We start from the raw sequence: 18,170 nt of genomic DNA, 5'->3' as shown, positions 1-18,170 counted from the left end.
CCGAAATCGGTAAATAAGGGTTCCTGTGTCCGTTAGAAATGAAACAGGGCGATTTTCACGATAATAACGTCTGTGGAGTCCGTTAGATTGGGCTGGCAAGTTCGAGCGCGAGCTGACTCTCCACACAAGAAAAGGCTGTCCCAAGAGTATAATACCTCTGGGACAGCCTTATTTATTTTTTACTAATGATATAGACGCACTTGTTCGCGCCTTTGGCCAAGCATTCGGTGCGTTCCACGTTGGCATCCAGCAAATTTCGGAACAAAGCAAGCTCACACTGGCAGGCTTGACCGAACGTATTCGCGACCTGGGAGATCGGGCAATTATGCTCGCTGAATGTATAGGCGTCGGCACCTGTTTGCGCCCAATCGACCATATACCCGTTTTCGTTCTGGATATGCGCTAATTCAGCTACGCGCTCTTCCAAGTTCTTATCCACCATGCGCGGCTGGTAGCGAGACTCAAGCTTATCCTGTCTGCCTTCAAAAAGCCGCTCTATCTTCTCATGCCCTTGATCTTCAAGCAACTCATCCAATAAATCGAGTGTCAATTGCATATATTTCTTGGGAAATAATTCATCTGCCTTGGGAGCTAATGTGTAAACATTCGTAGGTCTCCCCATCGCCTGCCTTACAAGCTTCGTTTCGAGCAGATCGTCCTTTTCCATAGAATGAATATGCCGCCTGACGGCCATCTCTGTAATTCCGAGCTGTTTGGACATCTCTTGAACACTGAGAGGTCCCCCAGTTTTGAGCATGGAAAGAATCACTTTGCGCGTGGATGTCTCAAGTGTTTGATTCATTAGCTCACCTACCCTCGGAACAATCATTATGCTTCATTTTACAGCATCATATCGAAGTTGTAAATTAAGAAACATCTATGTATGTTATTCCAATTCACTCTTAATAAATGCCCTAACACTCGCAGCAAACTCTTCAAATGCCGCAGGAAGCTTAGGCAATACGGGATGCAGCGCTTGACGGTTCCAGTCCACAAAGTCTTGCACGAGCGGCTTTCTCAGCTTCACAAGCTCAAGCAGCGTAGCTGTCAATGATTCGGAATAGGCACCTTCGCCGTGTACGATTTCCACGATATCTTCGTAGCTGCTCGCATCTCTTAATATAAAAGCGTCGATCAACAAGCTGCCCACATCGGTCACGGTTTCAATAGCCAAGTGCAGTACCCGCTCCTGAGCCAGCTGCCAAACGAGGCCGTTAACGCCTTGCTCCCACTGCTGCTCCAATTGTTTGACTGCATCGGTCAAATCCGAAAGAAACTGAATACGCGCATCAATCTGTTCATGATTAATAAAATACATTGTCTATCTCCGTCCTCTTTTTCGCCATTTCGTCCAAATCAACATTGCAAAAAAAGTAATGATAACCAGGAAAATTAACAATACCGCTTGCATGAGATATTCGTAACTCATGTACTATCACCCTCTTGACTTTCGCTGTTTTCACTTCTATATAGTGTATCGCGCTAGCTGTAGAGCGTCAAGCAAGCACTCTTGCTGCCAAAGACTAGCTCATCTTACTGTGATTTTGGAAACCATATTGTTACTTTGGACTAAATACATGGCGCAGAAACCTCCTTACAATAAAAGAGATGTCGCACATATCGGAAGCAGAATTTGAAGCTCTCATTATAGGAGGAACTCTCGTGGGTATGAAAATAGGGATCGTTGGGGCTGGCCAATTCTCACAATGCTTCGTACAGCTGTTTCAAGCTCATCCTTATGTGGATGAGGTTGTTTTGGCGGAATTGCACGAGTATCGCCGCGAAAAATTTGCAAAAGCTTTTTCCCTCAAACAGACTTACGCTTCATTAGAGGAGCTGCTGAGCAGCGATGTGGATGCCGTTGCTATTTTTACACAAAGACATCTGCATGGCCCTCAAACCATACAAGCTCTGCAGGCTGGCAAACATGTCTATTGTGCTGTGCCGATGGCGCAAAGCTTAGAGGAAATATCCGCCATTATCCAGGAAGTGCAGCGGTCCGGATTAATCTACATGACTGGGGAGACAAGTTATTACTACCCCTCCACGGTTTACTGCCGAGACCAATTCAAGGCGGGCCACTTCGGCAACTTTGTCTACGGTGAAGCTCAGTATTTGCATGATATGACGCATGGGTTCTACGATGCTTTCAAATATTCGGGCGGGAAGGATTGGAAGCAAGTAGCCGGCATTCCGCCGATGTATTATCCGACACATTCCGTTTCTATGGTTCTGTCTGTTACCGGGGCTAAGGCGACCAAGGTATCCTGTTTGGGCTATGTCGACCAGCATGAGGATCGGATTTTTCAGGAAGGAGCTAACTTATGGGACAATACATTCAGCAATCAGAGTGCTCTAGTGCGTACCTCAGATGGCGGAATGATGCGACTTAATGAGTTCCGACGCGTAGGCTGGGGAGGGAACAACAGCGTATACATGAGCATGTTCGGAACAAACGGCAGCTATGAGGAGCATGCGGGTGGTTCTGCGTGGACTTCTCTGAAATGGGGCGCGGTCGAGAATCTGACACCACAGCTTGCCTGCAAGGATCGGTATGTACATGTGAGCGATGCCAATATGAATCAAACGCTGCAAAACGATTTCCATGCCAGCCTTGCCAAGGTGCATCACAGTTTCCGCCTGCCTCATACCTTTGAGGGGCTTCCTAACGGCCACTTCGGCTCGCATCAATTCCTTGTTGATGATTATTTGAAAGCCATATACACGAAAAAATTGCCGCCAAATAACGCATGGCGGGCTGCGGATTACTTAGCGCCAGGGTTGGTCGCACATGAATCCTCCAAACGGGAAGGTGAAATGTTGGACGTTCCTGATTTCGGGTCGCCTCCATCCGAGTGGAAGCTTCTGGATCCAGACAGTTTTGTTGCTTATCGCGATTAATTGGCGTGTATTGTCCTCCTTTTTCATTCATGTTACATTGGACAAAGTGAAAAAAGGAGAAGAATACCGTCATGCCGTCAAGACCCAAACTACCCGAGATCGACCTCATCCGCGCAATCGCCATCATCGCCGTCGTGCTGATTCACAGCACATCGGGCGCTACGCTGCTTCCGATTGGGAGCGGCTCGCAAACCATCTTTTTCATCCTTAACAAAGCCAGTTTATTCACCGTGCCGCTATTCATTTGGATCAGTGGCGTCGTGCTTTTTTATACGTATTATGATCGATGGGGCCCAGGAATGTCGCGTGTTTTCTGGACAAAACGACTGCAAAGAATCCTGATTCCTTATGTCCTGTGGTCCCTTTTCTATTATTTGTTTAACCAATTTATGTTTCATGGAACCGTTCGATTTGACATCATTTACTTCATTAAACTGCTTATTTCGGGGAATGCCAGCTATCATCTCTATTATATGGTCATCATTGTTCAGTTCTACCTTTTGTTCCCGCTTCTGATTACGGTGGTGAGACGGTTCACTTGGGTTCAACGGGCGCTAATTCCGATAGGTATCGTTATTCAAGCCGGAGCTTACGTTATTCATCATTGGGTGCATCCCCTGCCGGAATATACCTCGCTATTTGTCAGCTATTCAGCGCTATTCACTTTTGGAGCTTTCGTGGGCATTCATTATTCAGCTATTGCTGCCTGGTCTGAACGTTACAGACACTTAACGGGGAGCATCATGTGCCTTGCAGGCGCCACTTTCGTGGGGATGCTTCTTCTGCACCAGTATGGTCGGGTCAGCTTCGGCACTAGTTGGTTTGAACTGGCTCTCCTCGTGTTTTGTATGGCGGTTCCGCTATGGGCCGTCCAGTGGTCGCTAAGGCGTCTTGCCGATAGCCCGAGGCTTAGCGTTGTACTCACCGCATTAGGAGCCGCTTCTTTCGGCATCTATCTTGTACACCCTGCGCTTCTTACGCTCTGGGGGCGCCTCACGCCGAACCAGGATCAGCTCTGGCTCTATGATCTGCACACCATCGCCGCATTCTTGATCGGCGTGCTCGGCTCTTGGCTGCTCATACGAATGTACGCAGCTATGAAAAAAGGTTCCGCTTAGCAGCGGAACCTTTTCATTTGAAGCGTGCCAGCATGGCCCAGCGACGCTGCTGTCTGCGGCTGTATCGCGGCAAGCCGCGGTAAATGTCCAGCGCTTCGCGGAACGTTGCTTTCGCATCATTGCTGCGCCCAAGCTGCTGATACAGCAAGCCAAGGCGGTAATACGCCTCGACCGAAGAGGAGTGCAGATCACGGAACTGCTCGATGAGCTGCGCAGCCCTTTCGGGTGCAACAGGCGCTAAAGCTTCCCCTAGGCGTAAATAGGCCTCGCCATATTTAACCCTCGGGTTCAGCTCTACCGCTTGGAGCATGAAGCGCTCTCCCTTTTTTAAATCCCCCAGCTTCAGGTAACAAAGTCCGATTTCGTAATGTACATCTGCGGAATCTTCCATAATGGGCAGCGCTTGTTCCAAGTAAGGAAGCGCTTCTTGGAATTTATTGCGCTGCAGCAAGTTCCTTGCAAGCTCCAGCTTCGCAGACGTATGATGTGGGTTCGCATGCAATTCCGTTCGTAGCCTAGACGCCCTGCGTCTTAATTGAAATGGCTTAAAAATATTCGGCGTTAATCCGATAAATCTTCTATCTAACACATATAAAATGATTAATAGAATAAGAAGTGCAAGAAATGGATTGCCGACAAGTCGCCATAACAGGCCAAAAGCAAGAAATTTAAGCAGCAAAGTGATACCTCCTTTCAACTTCCTTATACTACCATAATATGAGGACTTTGGTCATCTCTTCCATTAAAAAAAGCTTCCGTCCTATGACTAGCATATGAATGGAGGCTTCTTATGAATACTGATTCGAGATTTATTTCAAGCAATGCTATAATAAAAAGAAAAAGGGAGTTTCGATATGAACGAGGATCCACGCAAGGCCATTTGGCTGAAAAGAAAACAGCTTGGCAGAAACAAATATTTAGTGAATTTCGGCCTTCTCCCCTGGGGTGTTGGGCTTACGGCCTTATTTAGCATCATTGAATTACTAAGCACGCATGAGATTAGCTTAGTTTGGGTGCCTATTCGTTTAGTTTTGTTCTTTTTTATTGGTTTTTTCGTTGCGAATGGTCGCTGGATGGCGATGGAAAACCGTTACGAACCTAGAAGCCGACGACCTTAACGGTCGTTTTTTTATTTGGTAGAAACCGGAAAATTAATGCAAGTAGGTTTGATCCTCCACATCTTCCGTATGAAATAAGGCTGCCGTGCGGCTAAGCTGAAAATGCTCTTTCAACTCTTCGCGAATAGAGCCGAAAGCAAGAATTTCCTCTTCAAAATCTTCGCGTTTCCCCCATTTTTTCGATTCAGGGGATTTGGATCCGAACAACTCTTTGGAAACGTCTTCATAGGCATTGTGCAAATGATTATCATACCAATCCATTTCACGGGACATGTTTTTGCGGTACACATGACTCATCTCGAATTGACTCCCTTTGGTCGACGAAAATTCAGCAACCAGCGTACCTGAGATACCTTCAGCGATGACTTCGACATCTGCGCACCACACATCGTGACGTTCAAGAAATCGAACAAGATTAGCCTCTTTTATTTTGCCCATACCCATGCCCTCCTGGTCATTCATGATGATTGTTACCAAGAGTATTTCCAGATAAGCCAAGATTTATCAAGTACTAGGCGTGAACCATATTTTCCGAAAATCAACCCAGCCCAAATCGTTAATACATACGCCTTTGATTGAATCATGATAGGTCGTTTGCTGGGAGCGATGAAGTACGAACAAAAATGTTTTCTCCTCCTGAAGCACCTCAACCACCTCATGAAGTCTCTTAATCCTTTCGTCCCGGGATGCAATCGTAAGAATACGGTCGATTTCCGCATCGATCCATGCCATACGTTCCGGACTTAAGTGAGCCCGTACATAGCTGTTGCACTGTTTCAGCGTCTGAATAATATGAAGATCGTACTCACTCTCCAGACAAATGTGATAAAAAATGAGATCGGCTTCGTGAATCGTGTCCAGCTGCATCATTTCCCCCATGCTTCTGGTCGTGAGCTCGATACGAATTCCAGCTTTGGCGCACTGCGCACCAATCCACTGGGCATCTTCACTGTTATTGCTGTAGATGTACATTTGAATCGGCTCGCCGTTGTACCCCATCTCCTCAAGCAGGCGTTTCGCCTCCTCCACATCGGTGCGGTACTCCGCTGACGTACGTTTGAGATTCATCGTTGGCAAAAAAGAGCTTGCCGGCGCTTCCCTGAAGCCTCCCAGCTGTTCAATCATCCTTTCCCGATCGATGACCAAATCAATCGCCTTGCGAAAGTTCAGATGGCGTTGCGGCCCCATTTTAGCCTCATTAAACGTTAGCAAACTGCAGCCCAGGATCGACTGCTCAATCTGATGCCATTCGGCATCTTTGCCGACGGCACCGGCCGGTTTCCGGGAATTCGTATGATCGCACAGCACCTGCACCATATCCCAGCTGGGTCCAACCTCTGAAAGTTCATGCGGCAGCAGCCAAATTTCCAATTGATCCAAATGCGGTCTGACCCCAAAATAGCCGTCAAATGCCCGAAGCTTACAGATGTAATCATCGTTTCGCTCCAGTTTGAACGGCCCGGTTCCTATCGGCATTCGCCCGAATATGTTTTCGTTATCCCTACAAATTTCCTCCGGCACAATCGCTAAAGAAGTATGCGCCAGCTGCTGCAGAAAAAGCTCATTAGGCTGCTTCAGTTCAATCGCAATAGCGCTTCGGTTCAGCACACGTATATTCTCGATGCTTTCCGTCATCCATCCTTGACAAGCCTTTGCGCCAAGTTCCTTGACTCTGGACAGAGAGTAATACACGTCGTTCGCCGTCATTTCTCTGCCATGATGAAACAGGACCCCTTTTCGCAAATAAAACGTATAGTGAAGACCGTCCTCACTTTTCTCCCAGTAATGAGCCAAATGCGGCTCAGCTACCATCGTACTGGGGTTGTACAGAACGAGCGTGTCGAAAATTTGATTCATCAAATGCGTATCAAAAGCAAAAAAAGAAAAAGCCGGATCCAGCGATACCAGCCATTTGTACACCGGGAAACGGAGCGTATCCCTGGAGCACTCCTCCTGAACGACCGCGCGATAGCCGAAATAGCTGAACAACCAATCGACAAAAGAGTCCTGTAACGACTCTCCCCTGCCCAATTGGTGGATGAGTTCAATCGTTCCTCGGTAATCCCCTTGTGCCGCCAGTTCCATCGCCTGTTGGGACACCATGTCCTCCGCCGAAACCAGAAACGTCAGCTCGGATACGTTCCCTCGGCCTCTTCCGGGCTTCCAGGAAATCCAGTCCTGCTCCATCATTTTTTTCAGCAAAATCTTAACATTCCGTGTCGTACAATACATTCTTTCCGATAATTCTTCTAACGTAATAGGTTGCGGTTCATGCTCTATGTCATGCGCAAAGCTGGCACGCAACTCCAAAAAATGAGTTAACAGCTGCATAATCCACCTCCTTCTCCAAAAGGGGAAATTGTTAAAGTGAATTATACACTTTTTGTTCCCCTTATTCTAGATGTAAACTGGATCTAACAGGAAAAGAAAGGAAGGTGAATCGAATCATGCAACCATCCAACTTATATGTATCTGAGAAATTAATGCAATGGCAGCAGCACGAATTGGAAGTCGAAGCTCGCGAGCTTTGGAAATTCAAATCCATCAAAAAAAGAAAAGTGTATATGATGATTACAAGTTTATTCTTCTTCGTCTAATTGCAGCGCGGATCCCGAGAACCGCCAATACCAAGAAAACAGCCAATAGTGCTCCTATGGAATCGACGACCACGTCAATTGCATGACCTGTGCGGCCTTCAATGAACGTTTGATGCCACTCATCGGTCACTGCATACAAAATAGAAATGATAAAGGAGGTGAGCAGTGCCATGTTTACTTGTACTCGTTTTGCAAGTAATGCCAAGATCCAGAGCAGGGTAAGTAAAGCGAACTCGCTTACGTGCCCTGCTTTTCTTATGAAGAATTCGATAACGCCGGCGGGGTCCTGCCACGACAGTTTTTGCCCATCGTAGGTGAATGCCAAATGCGGGGAGTAATTTAAAAGATGAGATCCACTAAGCTTTGATTCTAAAAGCGGACGCAGTGTCTGCTGCTGATAGGTCTGCCCTGACTTGAAAAAAATAAATGCCATCCATAGGACGGCAGCAATTGTAAAGACATAAAAGTAAACCTTAGAGGAAGATTGTGTCATGAAGAAACCATCCCTCTACGAATTCATTTTCTTGCGAATGCTAAATAGCGCAAAAAACTCGATGACCATCAAATTCACGGCCGATACCCCATAAAACGCCATCCCAAACATCATGCGGAACGGATCCTCCGTCACTGATTTCCACCAAAATGCTGCAGCTAAAGTCAAAACAATATTTAAGGCTGTTGTTATCCAGAAAGAGAATCCGAGCCGGTTCGTTTTCCGCATTAACCACACGCCGATCACAAACGGCAATATAAATGCTATTCCCAAGTAAACCCAATACAAAACCCCGTTTGACACTCTTTCGTCACTCCTACACGATCAACTAGTTTCTGTTACTAGGTTAGCATGAAAATGTGAATGAAAACAACGTTTGGCACCGTTTGCAACAGAAACGTCGCAGGCATAAAAGACAATATGAAATATCTGCACAAAGGGCTTGCCTGCTTCAAATATTTCATGTATAATACGAAAAGTCGACGTTGATACACGTCATTTCGGGGCCTTAGCTCAGCTGGGAGAGCGCATCGCTGGCAGCGATGAGGTCAGGGGTTCGATCCCCCTAGGCTCCATAATAAAAAACCGCGGTCCTTCGGGATCGCGGTTTTTTGTATGGAGCTGTGGGGAGAGAACCCCGCTGGGTTCGCCCGCGCGGACGGAACGGATGATTAGACTTCGTAGCTTGGCTTCGAGTGTAGGAGCACGGCGTTTGAATCTTCCGCTAGGCTTTGGCCTCGTCGAGTTTGCTTCGTCAGCATTTTAAATCGGGATTCATACATCCCCCTAGGCTCCATACAAGTAAAAACCTCGATCCCTTGGGATCGAGGTTTTTTGTATGGACCATGGGGGTGAGAACCCCGCTGGGTTCGCCCGCGCGGACGGAACGGATGATTTGACTTCGTAGCTTGACTTCGAGTGTAGGAGCACGGCGTTTGAATCTACCGCTAGGCTTGGCCTCGTCGAGTTTTCTTCGTCAGCCATTTAAATCGAAATTCATACATCCCCCTAGGCTCCATAATAAAAAACCGCGGTCCTTCGGGATCGCGGTTTTTTGTATGGAGCTGTGGGGAGAGAACCCCGCTGGGTTCGCCCGCGCGGACGGAACGGATGATGGACTTCGTAGCTTGGCTTCGAGTGTAGGAGCACGGCGTTTGAATCTACCGCTAGGCTTTGGCCTCGTCGAGTTTGCTTCGTCAGCATTTTAAATCGGGATTCATACATCCCCCTAGGCTCCATAATAAAAAACCGCGGTCCTTCGGGATCGCGGTTTTTTGTATGGAGCTGTGGGGAGAGAACCCCTGAGGGTTCGCCCGCGCGGACGGAACGGATGATTAGACTTCGTAGCTTGGCTTCGAGTGTAGGAGCACGGCGTCTGAATCTTCCGCTAGGCTTTGGCCTCGTCGAGTTTGCTTCATCAGCCTTTTAAATCGGGATTCATACATCCCCCTAGGCTCCATAGAAAAAGAAGCATTTTTCTTTTAATACAATAATTATCTAAACTTAATCTTGGTTTAATCTTAATTCGTTACTCTAAAGACCACCCCACTGTTAGAGCATAAAGGAAATTGGACTTACAGCCCTAGAAAGCTGTAGGTCTAATTTTCATTTACTACCCTCAATCTCTCCACGGTCACATTCATATCTTCTCTGGTCCTCTTTCTCCTCGGCAAGTTCTTCTTTCGATTCCAAAGCAATTCTATTGTTTTTTTAAATAAACAATCCGATTGAAAAAATTGCTTTTTATCAGAGCACATTTATCAGCCCAAACATATTATTTATAGGTGAATGTCATCAAATAAGGCTTGAAGCAGTCCCAAACTGCATGAAATTGGAGATGAAATCATGGATAGAAAGAAAACAAAATTGACCGCGAAACTCATACGCCCAGCGGATACATCGCATGATGAGAAACGCAGGAACGAAGACAATGCTAATGTATCGGCGAAATACTGGGGTTCTCCAGTTCGAATGAGGAATTCAGGGATTTACCGAGGCAAGGGAATAACTAAAAGATACAACAAAGTTTTTTTCAATAGTGATAAAAATCCCGAGCAAACCAAATATCGAGACGATCGCAGCATACTTAATCAACCGATTGGGCCAAGTGCCAGCAATTTAATTGGTCAAGGAACAAAAGTTCATCCCAAAGGGAGTATTACTGATGTTCCGGGTGTCCTGGTCGGGCATGCAGAGGATAAAAGCGGTCGTACTGGTTGTACAGTTATTTTATATCCTGAGGGCGCAGTTCCCGGTGTGGATGTTAGAGGAGGCTTTCCGGGTACGCAGCAGACAGATGCTATTAAACCTGGTACTTCAACGGACCTCATCCAGGGGGTTCTTCTTACTGGCGGCAGCAACTTCGGCCTTGCGGCAACAGCAGGGGTTGTGAACTGGCTTGCAGAGCATGGATATGGTACTCCGACAAATGTTGGACCACTTCCTACCGTACCTGCGGCTGTTATTTTTGACCTTTATTATGCGAAAGGCTCCCGCAGACCTGACGCACAGTTGGGCTACAAGGCTGCAAAAGCTGCAAAGGCTGGTACAGTGGCGCAGGGCAGTGTTGGTGCTGGAGCAGGTGCGACAGTAGGGAAAATTTACGGTACGCCAATGAAAGGTGGAGTTGGAACCGCCTCTTGGCAAATTCCGGGTGGGCCTATCGTAGCTGCCATTGTAGTAGTTAATGCCCTTGGAGATATTTGGGATCATGATCATATCATAGCCGGGGCGCTCAAACCTAATAGTAAATTCGTTAACCAAACCAGAGCAATTCTTGAAGGAATACCCCCAATGCCCAGCTCAATCCAGAACAGGAGCACAACCATCGCCGTTATCGCAACCACTGCCAAACTAGACAAAGCTGAGGCAGGGAGGGTAGCGACACTCGCCCATGACGGAATGGCGCGAGCGATTTCACCGGTGCATATTCAAGCCGACGGGGATACTGTATTCTGTATAGCTACCGGAACCGATAAAAGCGGGCTTATAGGCAATGCTGCCGTGACAGCAGTCGGGACAGTAGCAGCGGTAGTACTCGAGCAGGCAATCGTTAGGGGAGTAATGGCAGCCCAAGCAGAAATTAAACATCAACAAAGTACAAAGTGAAATGACGCTTTCTTACACTACCTTCATCAAAATGAGGTAAGGATCGTTTGCAAACTGTTCGTTCATACAGTACATCACTGCCAGCGATGCGCCCTAGGGTTTCGCCCATGCGAACGGAATAGATACGTTGACCTCATAGCTTTGCATCAAGCGTAGGACTACAGCATCTGAATTTATCACTAAAACAAAAATCCGCGTGATAACCTCGAATATATATCGTTTTTCAGATAAAATAACGATATAACTGACGAGGAGGAAATGACTTGCCCACTACTCGACCAAGTTCAGATCTAAGAAATCATTACAACGAGATCTCCGAGTTTTGCCATAATTTTGATGAACCTGTCTACATTACGAAAAATGACCAAGGTGATCTTGTTGTAATGAGTATTGAAAGATACGAAAAATTAGTTGGTAAATTCGAGCTATATAAACTGCTGGATGAAGGTATGAAAGCTTTAAAAAAGGAGAAAGTACGGCCTTTTCGTGAAGCACTCGCAGATATCCAGAAAGGTATTCCAGAGTGAGTTTAGTATATCGCTTAGTGATTACTAACCCACCAGAAGCGGATTTGCTGTACAAAGCCGAGTATCGAATTACCGGAACCATTGACAGCTCGATCCAAAATCACTGAAGCCACTTTTCAAATGCTAATGCCCTTACAATGATCCGGAGTCTTAAAGAAAAAATGAAATGGAGCAGCTTGCTCCGAACGATTAAAGCTCATCTTTTCAGATCATAATGGATGTATTACAAACATGGATGGTCATACTCATGGATACGATACTCCTTTGGTCCGCTTGGATCGTTACTGCTATTCTGCTGTTAATTTTTATCAACCGAAAAAACCTGATGCAAGCCATTCTAAGCTTTTTATTTATGCAAGTACCTTCTTGGTTGTTCGGAGCTTTAGTTGTCGAAGGTGGATTAATCGAGTATCCTGTCGGCATTCTACAAATGGCTTACAAAGCGAGTTTTACTTTTGAGTTTTTCATCTTGCCGGCTGTTAGTGCCATTTTTAATGTCTATTTCCCTAAGCAAAAATCTTGGCTTATTAAAACAATTTATACCCTTAGTTTTCCCACGGTAATTACAATAGTTGAAGTCATTTTAGAGACTCATACCGAATTAATCAAATACATACATTGGACTTGGTATTTAAGCTACATAACATTAACAATTACTTTATTAATTTCTTACTGGTTTTACCTCTGGTTTTTTAAAAAAATCAAAGAAAAATACCAGTAACTAAAACGAAAAAACACCGCATCCCCTGAAAGGAAATACGGCCTCTCTCTCATTTTCGACTCCATACAGACCAAGGCGTTCTAACTTGCGCATCCCACACCGCCAACGGTAATGGAAATGAAGCCATACGCCCTCCGAAAGTGTCTCAAAAAAATGCCACGAAATCATCGACGGCCCGATCCAATGGTCGGTGATGGTCGGTTACCAAAAATCGGGCGTAGTCCATATTTTCGATTTACAACCTTTTTCAAAAAATAACGGACACGAGAGCCATTAATAGACCAATAAAAGACCTAATTGCATGCAAAAGTCGCAAATAACTGCATTGAACGGTTTCCTCAACCGGCCTAGTTCTCCACTTCAATTGGCTTTTCGCTTTCTTAGACATGTAGCGAAATTTCCGCCCTAATATCGGCACTAATGCCCGCAAGGCTAATATGGGATAATTTGTAAAAATAGTGGCATTCGCACTGGTTCATCTATCCAACCTTTTCCAACTAGATTTGAATCTAATATATAGTGGAAAGGTGGAGGATATAGGATGAACTTACAAGAGCTCAGCCGAACAACGTATGATTTAGTTGCAAGCTTGGGTCAGAACTGTGATCCGGCAGGTCACCTTAGGAGACACAAGTTAAGGAAATTTTCGATGCCTTTGGATTGGGTTATTTCTACATCGCTTACCGATGTAAATAGGTTATTAGTCAATAAATTCGAAGGATTTATGGACCTCTCCAACTTGCGAGTAATAGAAGGCAGTTCACAGTATGTCGATGAATTTGCAGCCGTTGTTCAGAAAGCCCCCTCCTATTTCATCAAAGACACGCACTATAATGTGACCTCCGTTCATGACTTTCCTATTATTCCAAATGAAAGTTGGTACTACACTTATCATGTTTATAAAGCGAAATTGAATTTGCGCATTCGACGGTTTTTAGAAGAATCGGCAGCATCCAACTCCTCATTATTTGTTAGACTCCTTGCCACCTATGACCAAACGGCCGAATTGCAAACTGTTTTGCGCAAAATTACCAATGGTGATTTCAAAATACTTATCGTTAATCCTATTGCGAATTTAGAGAGAGTTACCGAGTTAGATTGGGGATTGGATCATGTCTGTGTGGTCCAAATTCCAAGCACGAACAACTTGAAAGAATGGGATTACATTTTAAATGGACTTAAAATAAAACTGTAAGCTGGCGTACTTGCTAACCCGCGTCCCTTTCGGATCGCGGTTTTTTTGATTACTCTGCATGACCACCTTGCGCCACGCCACGCCACGTCCCTCGCTCCCATGCCTATGTTGTACTCCGTACAACATAAAACAGCTTTACGCCCCACTACCTCGCTCTTCATTGCACAAACTACAATGAATTCAATCAAAATAGCATGAAAACCGCGCTATTCAGCCTTACACGTTGTACTTCTTACAGGCCTGTTGATTATCCACAAAATGGCAGGTAAAAAGGCCGCCCATTCGGTAAACTGTTTGTACCCCTACAAACATCCGAAAGAAGGCGACCTCATGAAAAAGTCTACTATGTTCTCGAATATTCTGCAAACAATTATACCGAAAGAAGAAGTGCTTCCTCTTATCAAAGAAGAGTCCTACGTTGATTCTGCGCGGAAATTTACTGTTTATGATCTCTTTCTTTTTTTATCGCAAGCCGCACTCCAGCAATGGGACGGCTACCGAGATGGTGAAAAACGCATGTCTTCTTGTGGACTTGTAAAAGCTGATCACTCCACGATTTCAAAAAAAGCCAAAGATGTCCCATTTGAGGTGTTCAAGCAGCTGTTGCGTCTGATGATTCAGAAATGTAATCGCCCAACGCGTCGTCGTTTAGGTATCCCTAAGGAATTGCTTGTAGTGGATTCCACTAAGATTACGGTTGGTAAAGAACGATGGCCATGGGCGCCGCTAAAAGGTGAAAAAGCAGGAATTAAACTCCACGTTTCAATCATTGCAGATGCAGGTCAGCTACATAAAGTTACAGAAACAACGGGGAATCGCCCAGATCTATTAAGCTGTAATGACGTACGCGACGACCGTTTCATACTAGTAGCTGACCGCGCTTATGGTAAGCATAAACAATTTGATGATTATCAGGAACAAAACCAATATTTCGTGATTCGCCTCAGGGATAACACACATTTTCATGAACCTAAACGGAGGACACGAAAACGTCCATTTGCTGGCACAATTGAACAAGATTTAACCTGTCAGTTAGGAGCGAAGTCGACGCTTTCAAAAAATAGGTTTCGTGTCGTTATTCTAAAGGATCCGCATGGCAATCCTGTTATTCTGGCAACCAATCTACATAGGCCCTCTGTCGAAAAAATTGCTGAGATGTATAAGAAGCGGTGGCAAATCGAGGTTTTTTTTCGTTGGATTAAGCAGCATTTGAATGTACCGATGATATTTGGAACAACGCCAAATGCCGTTTATGGCCAGTTGTACACAGCTTTATTGGTATATGTCTTGCTTAAATTTGTATTTGAACAAGGAAATTCCAAAGTACATCCAAGTGCCCAGTTATCTTTTGCCGAATTCGATCGGTTATTTGGTATGAACGATTTGCAAGCAGAATGGTTGGTCTATTTGACGAGTAATTTTACTTTCTCATGAACCCACTTATTGGTAAATCAACAGGCCTGTACTTCTTACAACGTAGATGGCGGCAGCAGCCGATCCGAGGCCTTAATATTGCATAAAATGCAACATAGAGATGGCAGCGGCCATTGCTCCCATCTGACATTGGATGAAATCGAAATCCAATGCTACATACATCCACAGCACGTCCGTGCCGTGCAAATCGCCAACTGAAACTCTCTATCTAGCAAGCTATGATTGATCTCACAGACCTGCTAGATTATAATACAAGCTTGGAATGTTACACTAAACTAAAGGAATTGATGACATGCTTACAAATAGCCCTGAATATTGGATTTCTAAACTTGAACTCGAAGCTCACCCCGAGGGCGGTTATTATAAACGTACTTTTCAAGCGGAAGAAAAAATTACGGATCAAGAGTTGTCCGTCGAATTCAACGGTTCACGACTGCTTTATACGAGCATCTACTTTCTCCTGCAATCTCATGATGTCTCGCATTTCCATCGCTTGAAGTCCGATGAGTTATGGTACTTTCACGCCGGAAGCCCGCTTACGATTCATGTCATTCACGAGGATGGCACGTATGAGGAAGTCAAGCTAGGCCTTCATTTGGATAATGGCGAAACCCCACAATATTTGGTGCCAAAAAACTGTATTTTCGGATCTTCGGTCATGGAAAAAAATACGTTTTCACTTGTCGGATGCATGGTAGCGCCTGGATTTGATTTTCAGGATTTTGAACTATTTTCCCAGGAAGAGCTGCTTAAGCTGTACCCGCAACACAAGGATGTTATCAAAAGGTTAGCCTATGAACTGCTTCCTGTTTAAAAGGAGGCGCGAACAACACGTCGATTTGACGTGTTTTTTATTTTTAGCGATATTTGTTGTAAAATGACAGTATCAAATAAGACCTTTGGGGATGCTATCTGATTGGAGAAAATGATGATCTATCAAAATTTAGAAGAATGCCTCATGGATTTAGAGAACAACGGACATTTGGTTCGCATTCATGAAGAAGTCGATCCTGAGCTTGAGATGGCTGCCATTCATATGAAAGTTCATGCTGCCGGCGGCCCGGCCTTATTGTTCGAGAATGTAAAAGGATCGAAGTTCCGCGCGGTTTCCAACCTTTTTGGCACGGTTGAGCGCAGCAAATATATTTTTCGCCATACGTGGGAAGGCGTACAAAAGGTTATTTCTTTGCGGAGCGATCCTATGAAGGCCATGAAAAGCCCTTTGCAACATTTCGGAACAGGGCTCGCCGCTTGGAAAGCACTACCGCTCCAAGTATCCGGCGGACTGCCTGCTTCTTTCGAAGAGGTCAGCATCGCTGATCTCCCTCTGATTCGACACTGGCCGGAGGATGGCGGCGCCTTCGTCACATTGCCTCAGGTCTATTCGGAAGATCCGGATAAACCGGGCATTATGAATTCCAATCTGGGGATGTATCGGATTCAACTGAGCGGAAACGAGTACGAATTGAATAAGGAGATTGGCTTGCATTATCAGATTCATCGCGGTATCGGCGTGCACCAGGATAAAGCAACCAAGAAGGGACTTCCTTTGAAAGTAAGTATTTTTATCGGGGGGCCTCCGGCACATACGTTGTCAGCCGTGATGCCTTTGCCGGAAGGCATGAGTGAGATCACTTTTGCAGGCTTGCTTTCGGGGCGCCGCTTCCGCTATAGCTATATCGATGGATATTGCATTAGCCATGATGCTGATTTTGTTATCACAGGCGAAATATATCCTGGTGAAACGAAGCCGGAGGGCCCTTTCGGCGATCATTTGGGCTATTACAGCCTCACGCATCCTTTTCCACTCATGAGAGTGCATAAAGTATATGCCAAGAAAAATGCGGTCTTTCCATTCACCGTCGTAGGCAGGCCGCCTCAAGAGGATACGGCGTTCGGCGCCTTGATTCATGAACTAACTGGGGATGCGATCAAGCAAGAAATTCCTGGTGTCAAAGAAGTCCATGCCGTCGATGCTGCGGGTGTGCATCCATTGCTTTTTGCAATCGGAAGTGAAAGGTACACCCCTTATCAACAAGTCAAACAACCGGCGGAGCTGCTCACAATTGCCAATCGCATTCTAGGAACGGGGCAAGTGAGCTTGGCCAAATATTTATTCATTACGGCAGAAGAGAGCCAGCCTCTGGATTCGCATGATGTCGAGCATTTTTTAACGTACATTTTAGCTAGAATGGATCTTCATCGCGACCTTCATTTTCATACAAATACGACCATCGATACGCTCGATTACTCGGGTACTGGGCTCAATAGCGGAAGTAAGGTTGTTTTTGCGGCCGTTGGGGATGTAAAAAGAGAATTGTGCACCCAGGTGCCTGAGGTTTTCAATGACATCAAGGGAATTGAGCACGCTCATCTGGTCATGCCGGGAATCGTCGCGATTCAGGTTTCTGAATTTAAAAGTTATGACGATACGCAAAAGGAAATGAACGAATTATGCGAGGCTATCGCGGCAAAAGGCCCGCTCCCCACTTGTCCGCTCCTCATCGTCTGCGATGACAGCCAATTTATAAGCGAGTCCATTGACAATTTCGTTTGGGGAACTTTTACACGCAGCAACCCGTCCCATGATATTCATGGCGTGAACAGTTATTATGAGAATAAACATTGGGCTTGCGATAATATCGTCATTGATGCCCGAATCAAACCGCACCAAGCGCCTCCTTTAATACCGGACCCGACCGTTGAGACGAACATTATGCGATTCTTCGCCGATGGCGCCAGTTTAAACGGCTTACAGAAGTAAGACTGTCACAGCATTAAGCAGCATCACGACCAATCCGGTTGTGGTGCTGTTTTCATTTGGAGCTGAGCGGCAAAGGAAAAGCATGAACACCGTCGAACATACCATGGATAAACGACTTCGTCGTCCTTTAAGGACGAGCGCATTTAACAAAACTCTATCAAAACGCTGCCATGATGGCGTAGAACGGTGGTTAC

The 18,170-nt window shown here is 45.6% G+C and carries 18 protein-coding genes and 1 tRNA gene; 12 read left to right on the top strand and 7 right to left on the bottom strand.

The genetic code is table 11. The features are described 5' to 3' along the window. Positions 1 to 172 precede the first annotated feature (172 nt). Together ACKTT9_RS09925 and ACKTT9_RS09920 are read right to left on the bottom strand one after the other, a co-directional pair. On the bottom strand, positions 173 to 802 hold the full coding sequence (locus ACKTT9_RS09925) for a metalloregulator ArsR/SmtB family transcription factor (RefSeq protein WP_127458053.1): 630 nt from the start codon (positions 800 to 802) through the stop codon (positions 173 to 175). An 84-nt stretch (positions 803 to 886) separates the two neighbouring features. After that, positions 887 to 1,318: a DUF86 domain-containing protein gene (locus tag ACKTT9_RS09920; RefSeq protein ID WP_407871413.1), complete on the bottom strand. Its 432-nt coding sequence runs from the start codon at positions 1,316 to 1,318 to the stop codon at positions 887 to 889. A gap of 350 nt (positions 1,319 to 1,668) precedes the next feature. Between ACKTT9_RS09920 and ACKTT9_RS09915 the strand changes: the two genes are divergently transcribed. Together ACKTT9_RS09915 and ACKTT9_RS09910 are read left to right on the top strand one after the other, a co-directional pair. Further along, positions 1,669 to 2,901 carry a Gfo/Idh/MocA family protein gene (locus tag ACKTT9_RS09915; RefSeq protein ID WP_407873002.1) on the top strand — a complete coding sequence of 411 codons (1,233 nt, stop codon included), beginning with the start codon at positions 1,669 to 1,671 and terminating at the stop codon, positions 2,899 to 2,901. Between the two features lie 71 nt (positions 2,902 to 2,972). Then, positions 2,973 to 4,019 carry an acyltransferase gene (locus ACKTT9_RS09910; protein WP_407871412.1) on the top strand — a complete coding sequence of 349 codons (1,047 nt, stop codon included), beginning with the start codon at positions 2,973 to 2,975 and terminating at the stop codon, positions 4,017 to 4,019. 13 nt (positions 4,020 to 4,032) lie between these two features. Here the strand turns inward: ACKTT9_RS09910 and ACKTT9_RS09905 are convergent, their stop codons facing one another. After that, a complete protein-coding gene (locus ACKTT9_RS09905) occupies positions 4,033 to 4,698 on the bottom strand; it encodes a tetratricopeptide repeat protein (protein ID WP_407871411.1) in 666 nt (221 codons plus the stop codon). Positions 4,699 to 4,873: 175 nt separating this feature from the next. On the opposite strand from ACKTT9_RS09905, the gene ACKTT9_RS09900 reads away from it, so the two are divergent. Beyond that, on the top strand, positions 4,874 to 5,137 hold the full coding sequence (locus ACKTT9_RS09900) for a hypothetical protein (protein WP_407871410.1): 264 nt from the start codon (positions 4,874 to 4,876) through the stop codon (positions 5,135 to 5,137). Between the two features lie 33 nt (positions 5,138 to 5,170). On the opposite strand, the gene ACKTT9_RS09895 is transcribed toward ACKTT9_RS09900, so the two are convergent. Together ACKTT9_RS09895 and ACKTT9_RS09890 are read right to left on the bottom strand one after the other, a co-directional pair. Beyond that, on the bottom strand, positions 5,171 to 5,575 hold the full coding sequence (locus ACKTT9_RS09895) for a hypothetical protein (protein WP_407871409.1): 405 nt from the start codon (positions 5,573 to 5,575) through the stop codon (positions 5,171 to 5,173). Between the two features lie 66 nt (positions 5,576 to 5,641). Next, on the bottom strand, positions 5,642 to 7,468 hold the full coding sequence (locus tag ACKTT9_RS09890) for an ABC transporter substrate-binding protein (RefSeq protein WP_407871408.1): 1,827 nt from the start codon (positions 7,466 to 7,468) through the stop codon (positions 5,642 to 5,644). Positions 7,469 to 7,584: 116 nt separating this feature from the next. Here ACKTT9_RS09890 and ACKTT9_RS09885 point away from each other — a divergent pair, with 116 nt between their 5' ends. After that, positions 7,585 to 7,734 carry a hypothetical protein gene (locus ACKTT9_RS09885; protein ID WP_157322777.1) on the top strand — a complete coding sequence of 50 codons (150 nt, stop codon included), beginning with the start codon at positions 7,585 to 7,587 and terminating at the stop codon, positions 7,732 to 7,734. Here the strand turns inward: ACKTT9_RS09885 and ACKTT9_RS09880 are convergent. After that, a complete protein-coding gene (locus ACKTT9_RS09880) occupies positions 7,709 to 8,227 on the bottom strand; it encodes a VanZ family protein (RefSeq protein ID WP_407871407.1) in 519 nt (172 codons plus the stop codon). The genes ACKTT9_RS09885 and ACKTT9_RS09880 overlap by 26 nt on opposite strands. Positions 8,228 to 8,242: 15 nt before the next feature. After that, complete coding sequence (locus ACKTT9_RS09875) at positions 8,243 to 8,530, bottom strand: hypothetical protein (protein WP_157322781.1); 288 nt, start codon at positions 8,528 to 8,530, stop codon at positions 8,243 to 8,245. Positions 8,531 to 8,729: 199 nt separating this feature from the next. Between ACKTT9_RS09875 and ACKTT9_RS09870 the strand changes: the two genes are divergently transcribed. The 8 genes from ACKTT9_RS09870 to ACKTT9_RS09835 all read left to right on the top strand — a co-directional run bounded on the left by ACKTT9_RS09870 (position 8,730) and on the right by ACKTT9_RS09835 (position 17,976). Beyond that, positions 8,730 to 8,802: transfer RNA gene (locus tag ACKTT9_RS09870), tRNA-Ala, on the top strand. Between the two features lie 1,270 nt (positions 8,803 to 10,072). Then, positions 10,073 to 11,335, top strand: coding sequence for a P1 family peptidase (locus ACKTT9_RS09865; protein WP_407871406.1), 1,263 nt, complete (start codon positions 10,073 to 10,075; stop codon positions 11,333 to 11,335). Positions 11,336 to 11,598: 263 nt separating this feature from the next. Further along, complete coding sequence (locus ACKTT9_RS09860) at positions 11,599 to 11,862, top strand: type II toxin-antitoxin system Phd/YefM family antitoxin (protein WP_407871405.1); 264 nt, start codon at positions 11,599 to 11,601, stop codon at positions 11,860 to 11,862. Positions 11,863 to 12,109: 247 nt separating this feature from the next. After that, complete coding sequence (locus ACKTT9_RS09855; protein ID WP_407871404.1) at positions 12,110 to 12,583, top strand: CBO0543 family protein; 474 nt, start codon at positions 12,110 to 12,112, stop codon at positions 12,581 to 12,583. A 541-nt stretch (positions 12,584 to 13,124) separates the two neighbouring features. Continuing rightward, positions 13,125 to 13,778, top strand: a complete 654-nt coding sequence (locus tag ACKTT9_RS09850) for a DUF1796 family putative cysteine peptidase (protein WP_407871403.1) — start codon at positions 13,125 to 13,127, stop codon at positions 13,776 to 13,778. Between the two features lie 330 nt (positions 13,779 to 14,108). Next, entirely contained in the window at positions 14,109 to 15,212 is a 1,104-nt protein-coding gene (locus ACKTT9_RS09845) for an IS4 family transposase (RefSeq protein WP_407869802.1), read from the top strand. A gap of 292 nt (positions 15,213 to 15,504) precedes the next feature. Continuing rightward, entirely contained in the window at positions 15,505 to 16,026 is a 522-nt protein-coding gene (locus ACKTT9_RS09840; protein WP_407871402.1) for a cupin domain-containing protein, read from the top strand. Positions 16,027 to 16,140: 114 nt separating this feature from the next. After that, positions 16,141 to 17,976, top strand: coding sequence for a UbiD family decarboxylase (locus ACKTT9_RS09835; RefSeq protein WP_407873001.1), 1,836 nt, complete (start codon positions 16,141 to 16,143; stop codon positions 17,974 to 17,976). Positions 17,977 to 18,170 lie beyond the last annotated feature (194 nt).

The sequence above is a fragment of the Paenibacillus sp. P36 genome (genome assembly GCF_045866505.1).
GTDB lineage: Bacteria > Bacillota > Bacilli > Paenibacillales > NBRC-103111 > Paenibacillus_E > Paenibacillus_E chondroitinus.
This window is presented reverse-complemented; position numbering and strand designations above follow the sequence as displayed.

Bases quoted from the DNA above. Each gene is read 5' to 3' on its own strand.
- ACKTT9_RS09840 (WP_407871402.1), top strand. From the start codon at position 15,505: ATGCTTACAAATAGCCCTGAATATTGGATTTCTAAACTTGAACTCGAA.
- ACKTT9_RS09835 (WP_407873001.1), top strand. From the start codon at position 16,141: ATGATCTATCAAAATTTAGAAGAATGCCTCATGGATTTAGAGAACAAC.
- ACKTT9_RS09865 (WP_407871406.1), top strand. From the start codon at position 10,073: ATGGATAGAAAGAAAACAAAATTGACCGCGAAACTCATACGCCCAGCG.
- ACKTT9_RS09845 (WP_407869802.1), top strand. From the start codon at position 14,109: ATGAAAAAGTCTACTATGTTCTCGAATATTCTGCAAACAATTATACCG.
- ACKTT9_RS09920 (WP_407871413.1), bottom strand. From the start codon at position 1,318: ATGTATTTTATTAATCATGAACAGATTGATGCGCGTATTCAGTTTCTT.
- ACKTT9_RS09910 (WP_407871412.1), top strand. From the start codon at position 2,973: ATGCCGTCAAGACCCAAACTACCCGAGATCGACCTCATCCGCGCAATC.
- ACKTT9_RS09890 (WP_407871408.1), bottom strand. From the start codon at position 7,468: ATGCAGCTGTTAACTCATTTTTTGGAGTTGCGTGCCAGCTTTGCGCAT.
- ACKTT9_RS09895 (WP_407871409.1), bottom strand. From the start codon at position 5,575: ATGGGCAAAATAAAAGAGGCTAATCTTGTTCGATTTCTTGAACGTCAC.
- ACKTT9_RS09880 (WP_407871407.1), bottom strand. From the start codon at position 8,227: ATGACACAATCTTCCTCTAAGGTTTACTTTTATGTCTTTACAATTGCT.
- ACKTT9_RS09915 (WP_407873002.1), top strand. From the start codon at position 1,669: ATGAAAATAGGGATCGTTGGGGCTGGCCAATTCTCACAATGCTTCGTA.
- ACKTT9_RS09900 (WP_407871410.1), top strand. From the start codon at position 4,874: ATGAACGAGGATCCACGCAAGGCCATTTGGCTGAAAAGAAAACAGCTT.
- ACKTT9_RS09855 (WP_407871404.1), top strand. From the start codon at position 12,110: ATGGATACGATACTCCTTTGGTCCGCTTGGATCGTTACTGCTATTCTG.
- ACKTT9_RS09885 (WP_157322777.1), top strand. From the start codon at position 7,585: ATGCAACCATCCAACTTATATGTATCTGAGAAATTAATGCAATGGCAG.
- ACKTT9_RS09850 (WP_407871403.1), top strand. From the start codon at position 13,125: ATGAACTTACAAGAGCTCAGCCGAACAACGTATGATTTAGTTGCAAGC.
- ACKTT9_RS09925 (WP_127458053.1), bottom strand. From the start codon at position 802: ATGAATCAAACACTTGAGACATCCACGCGCAAAGTGATTCTTTCCATG.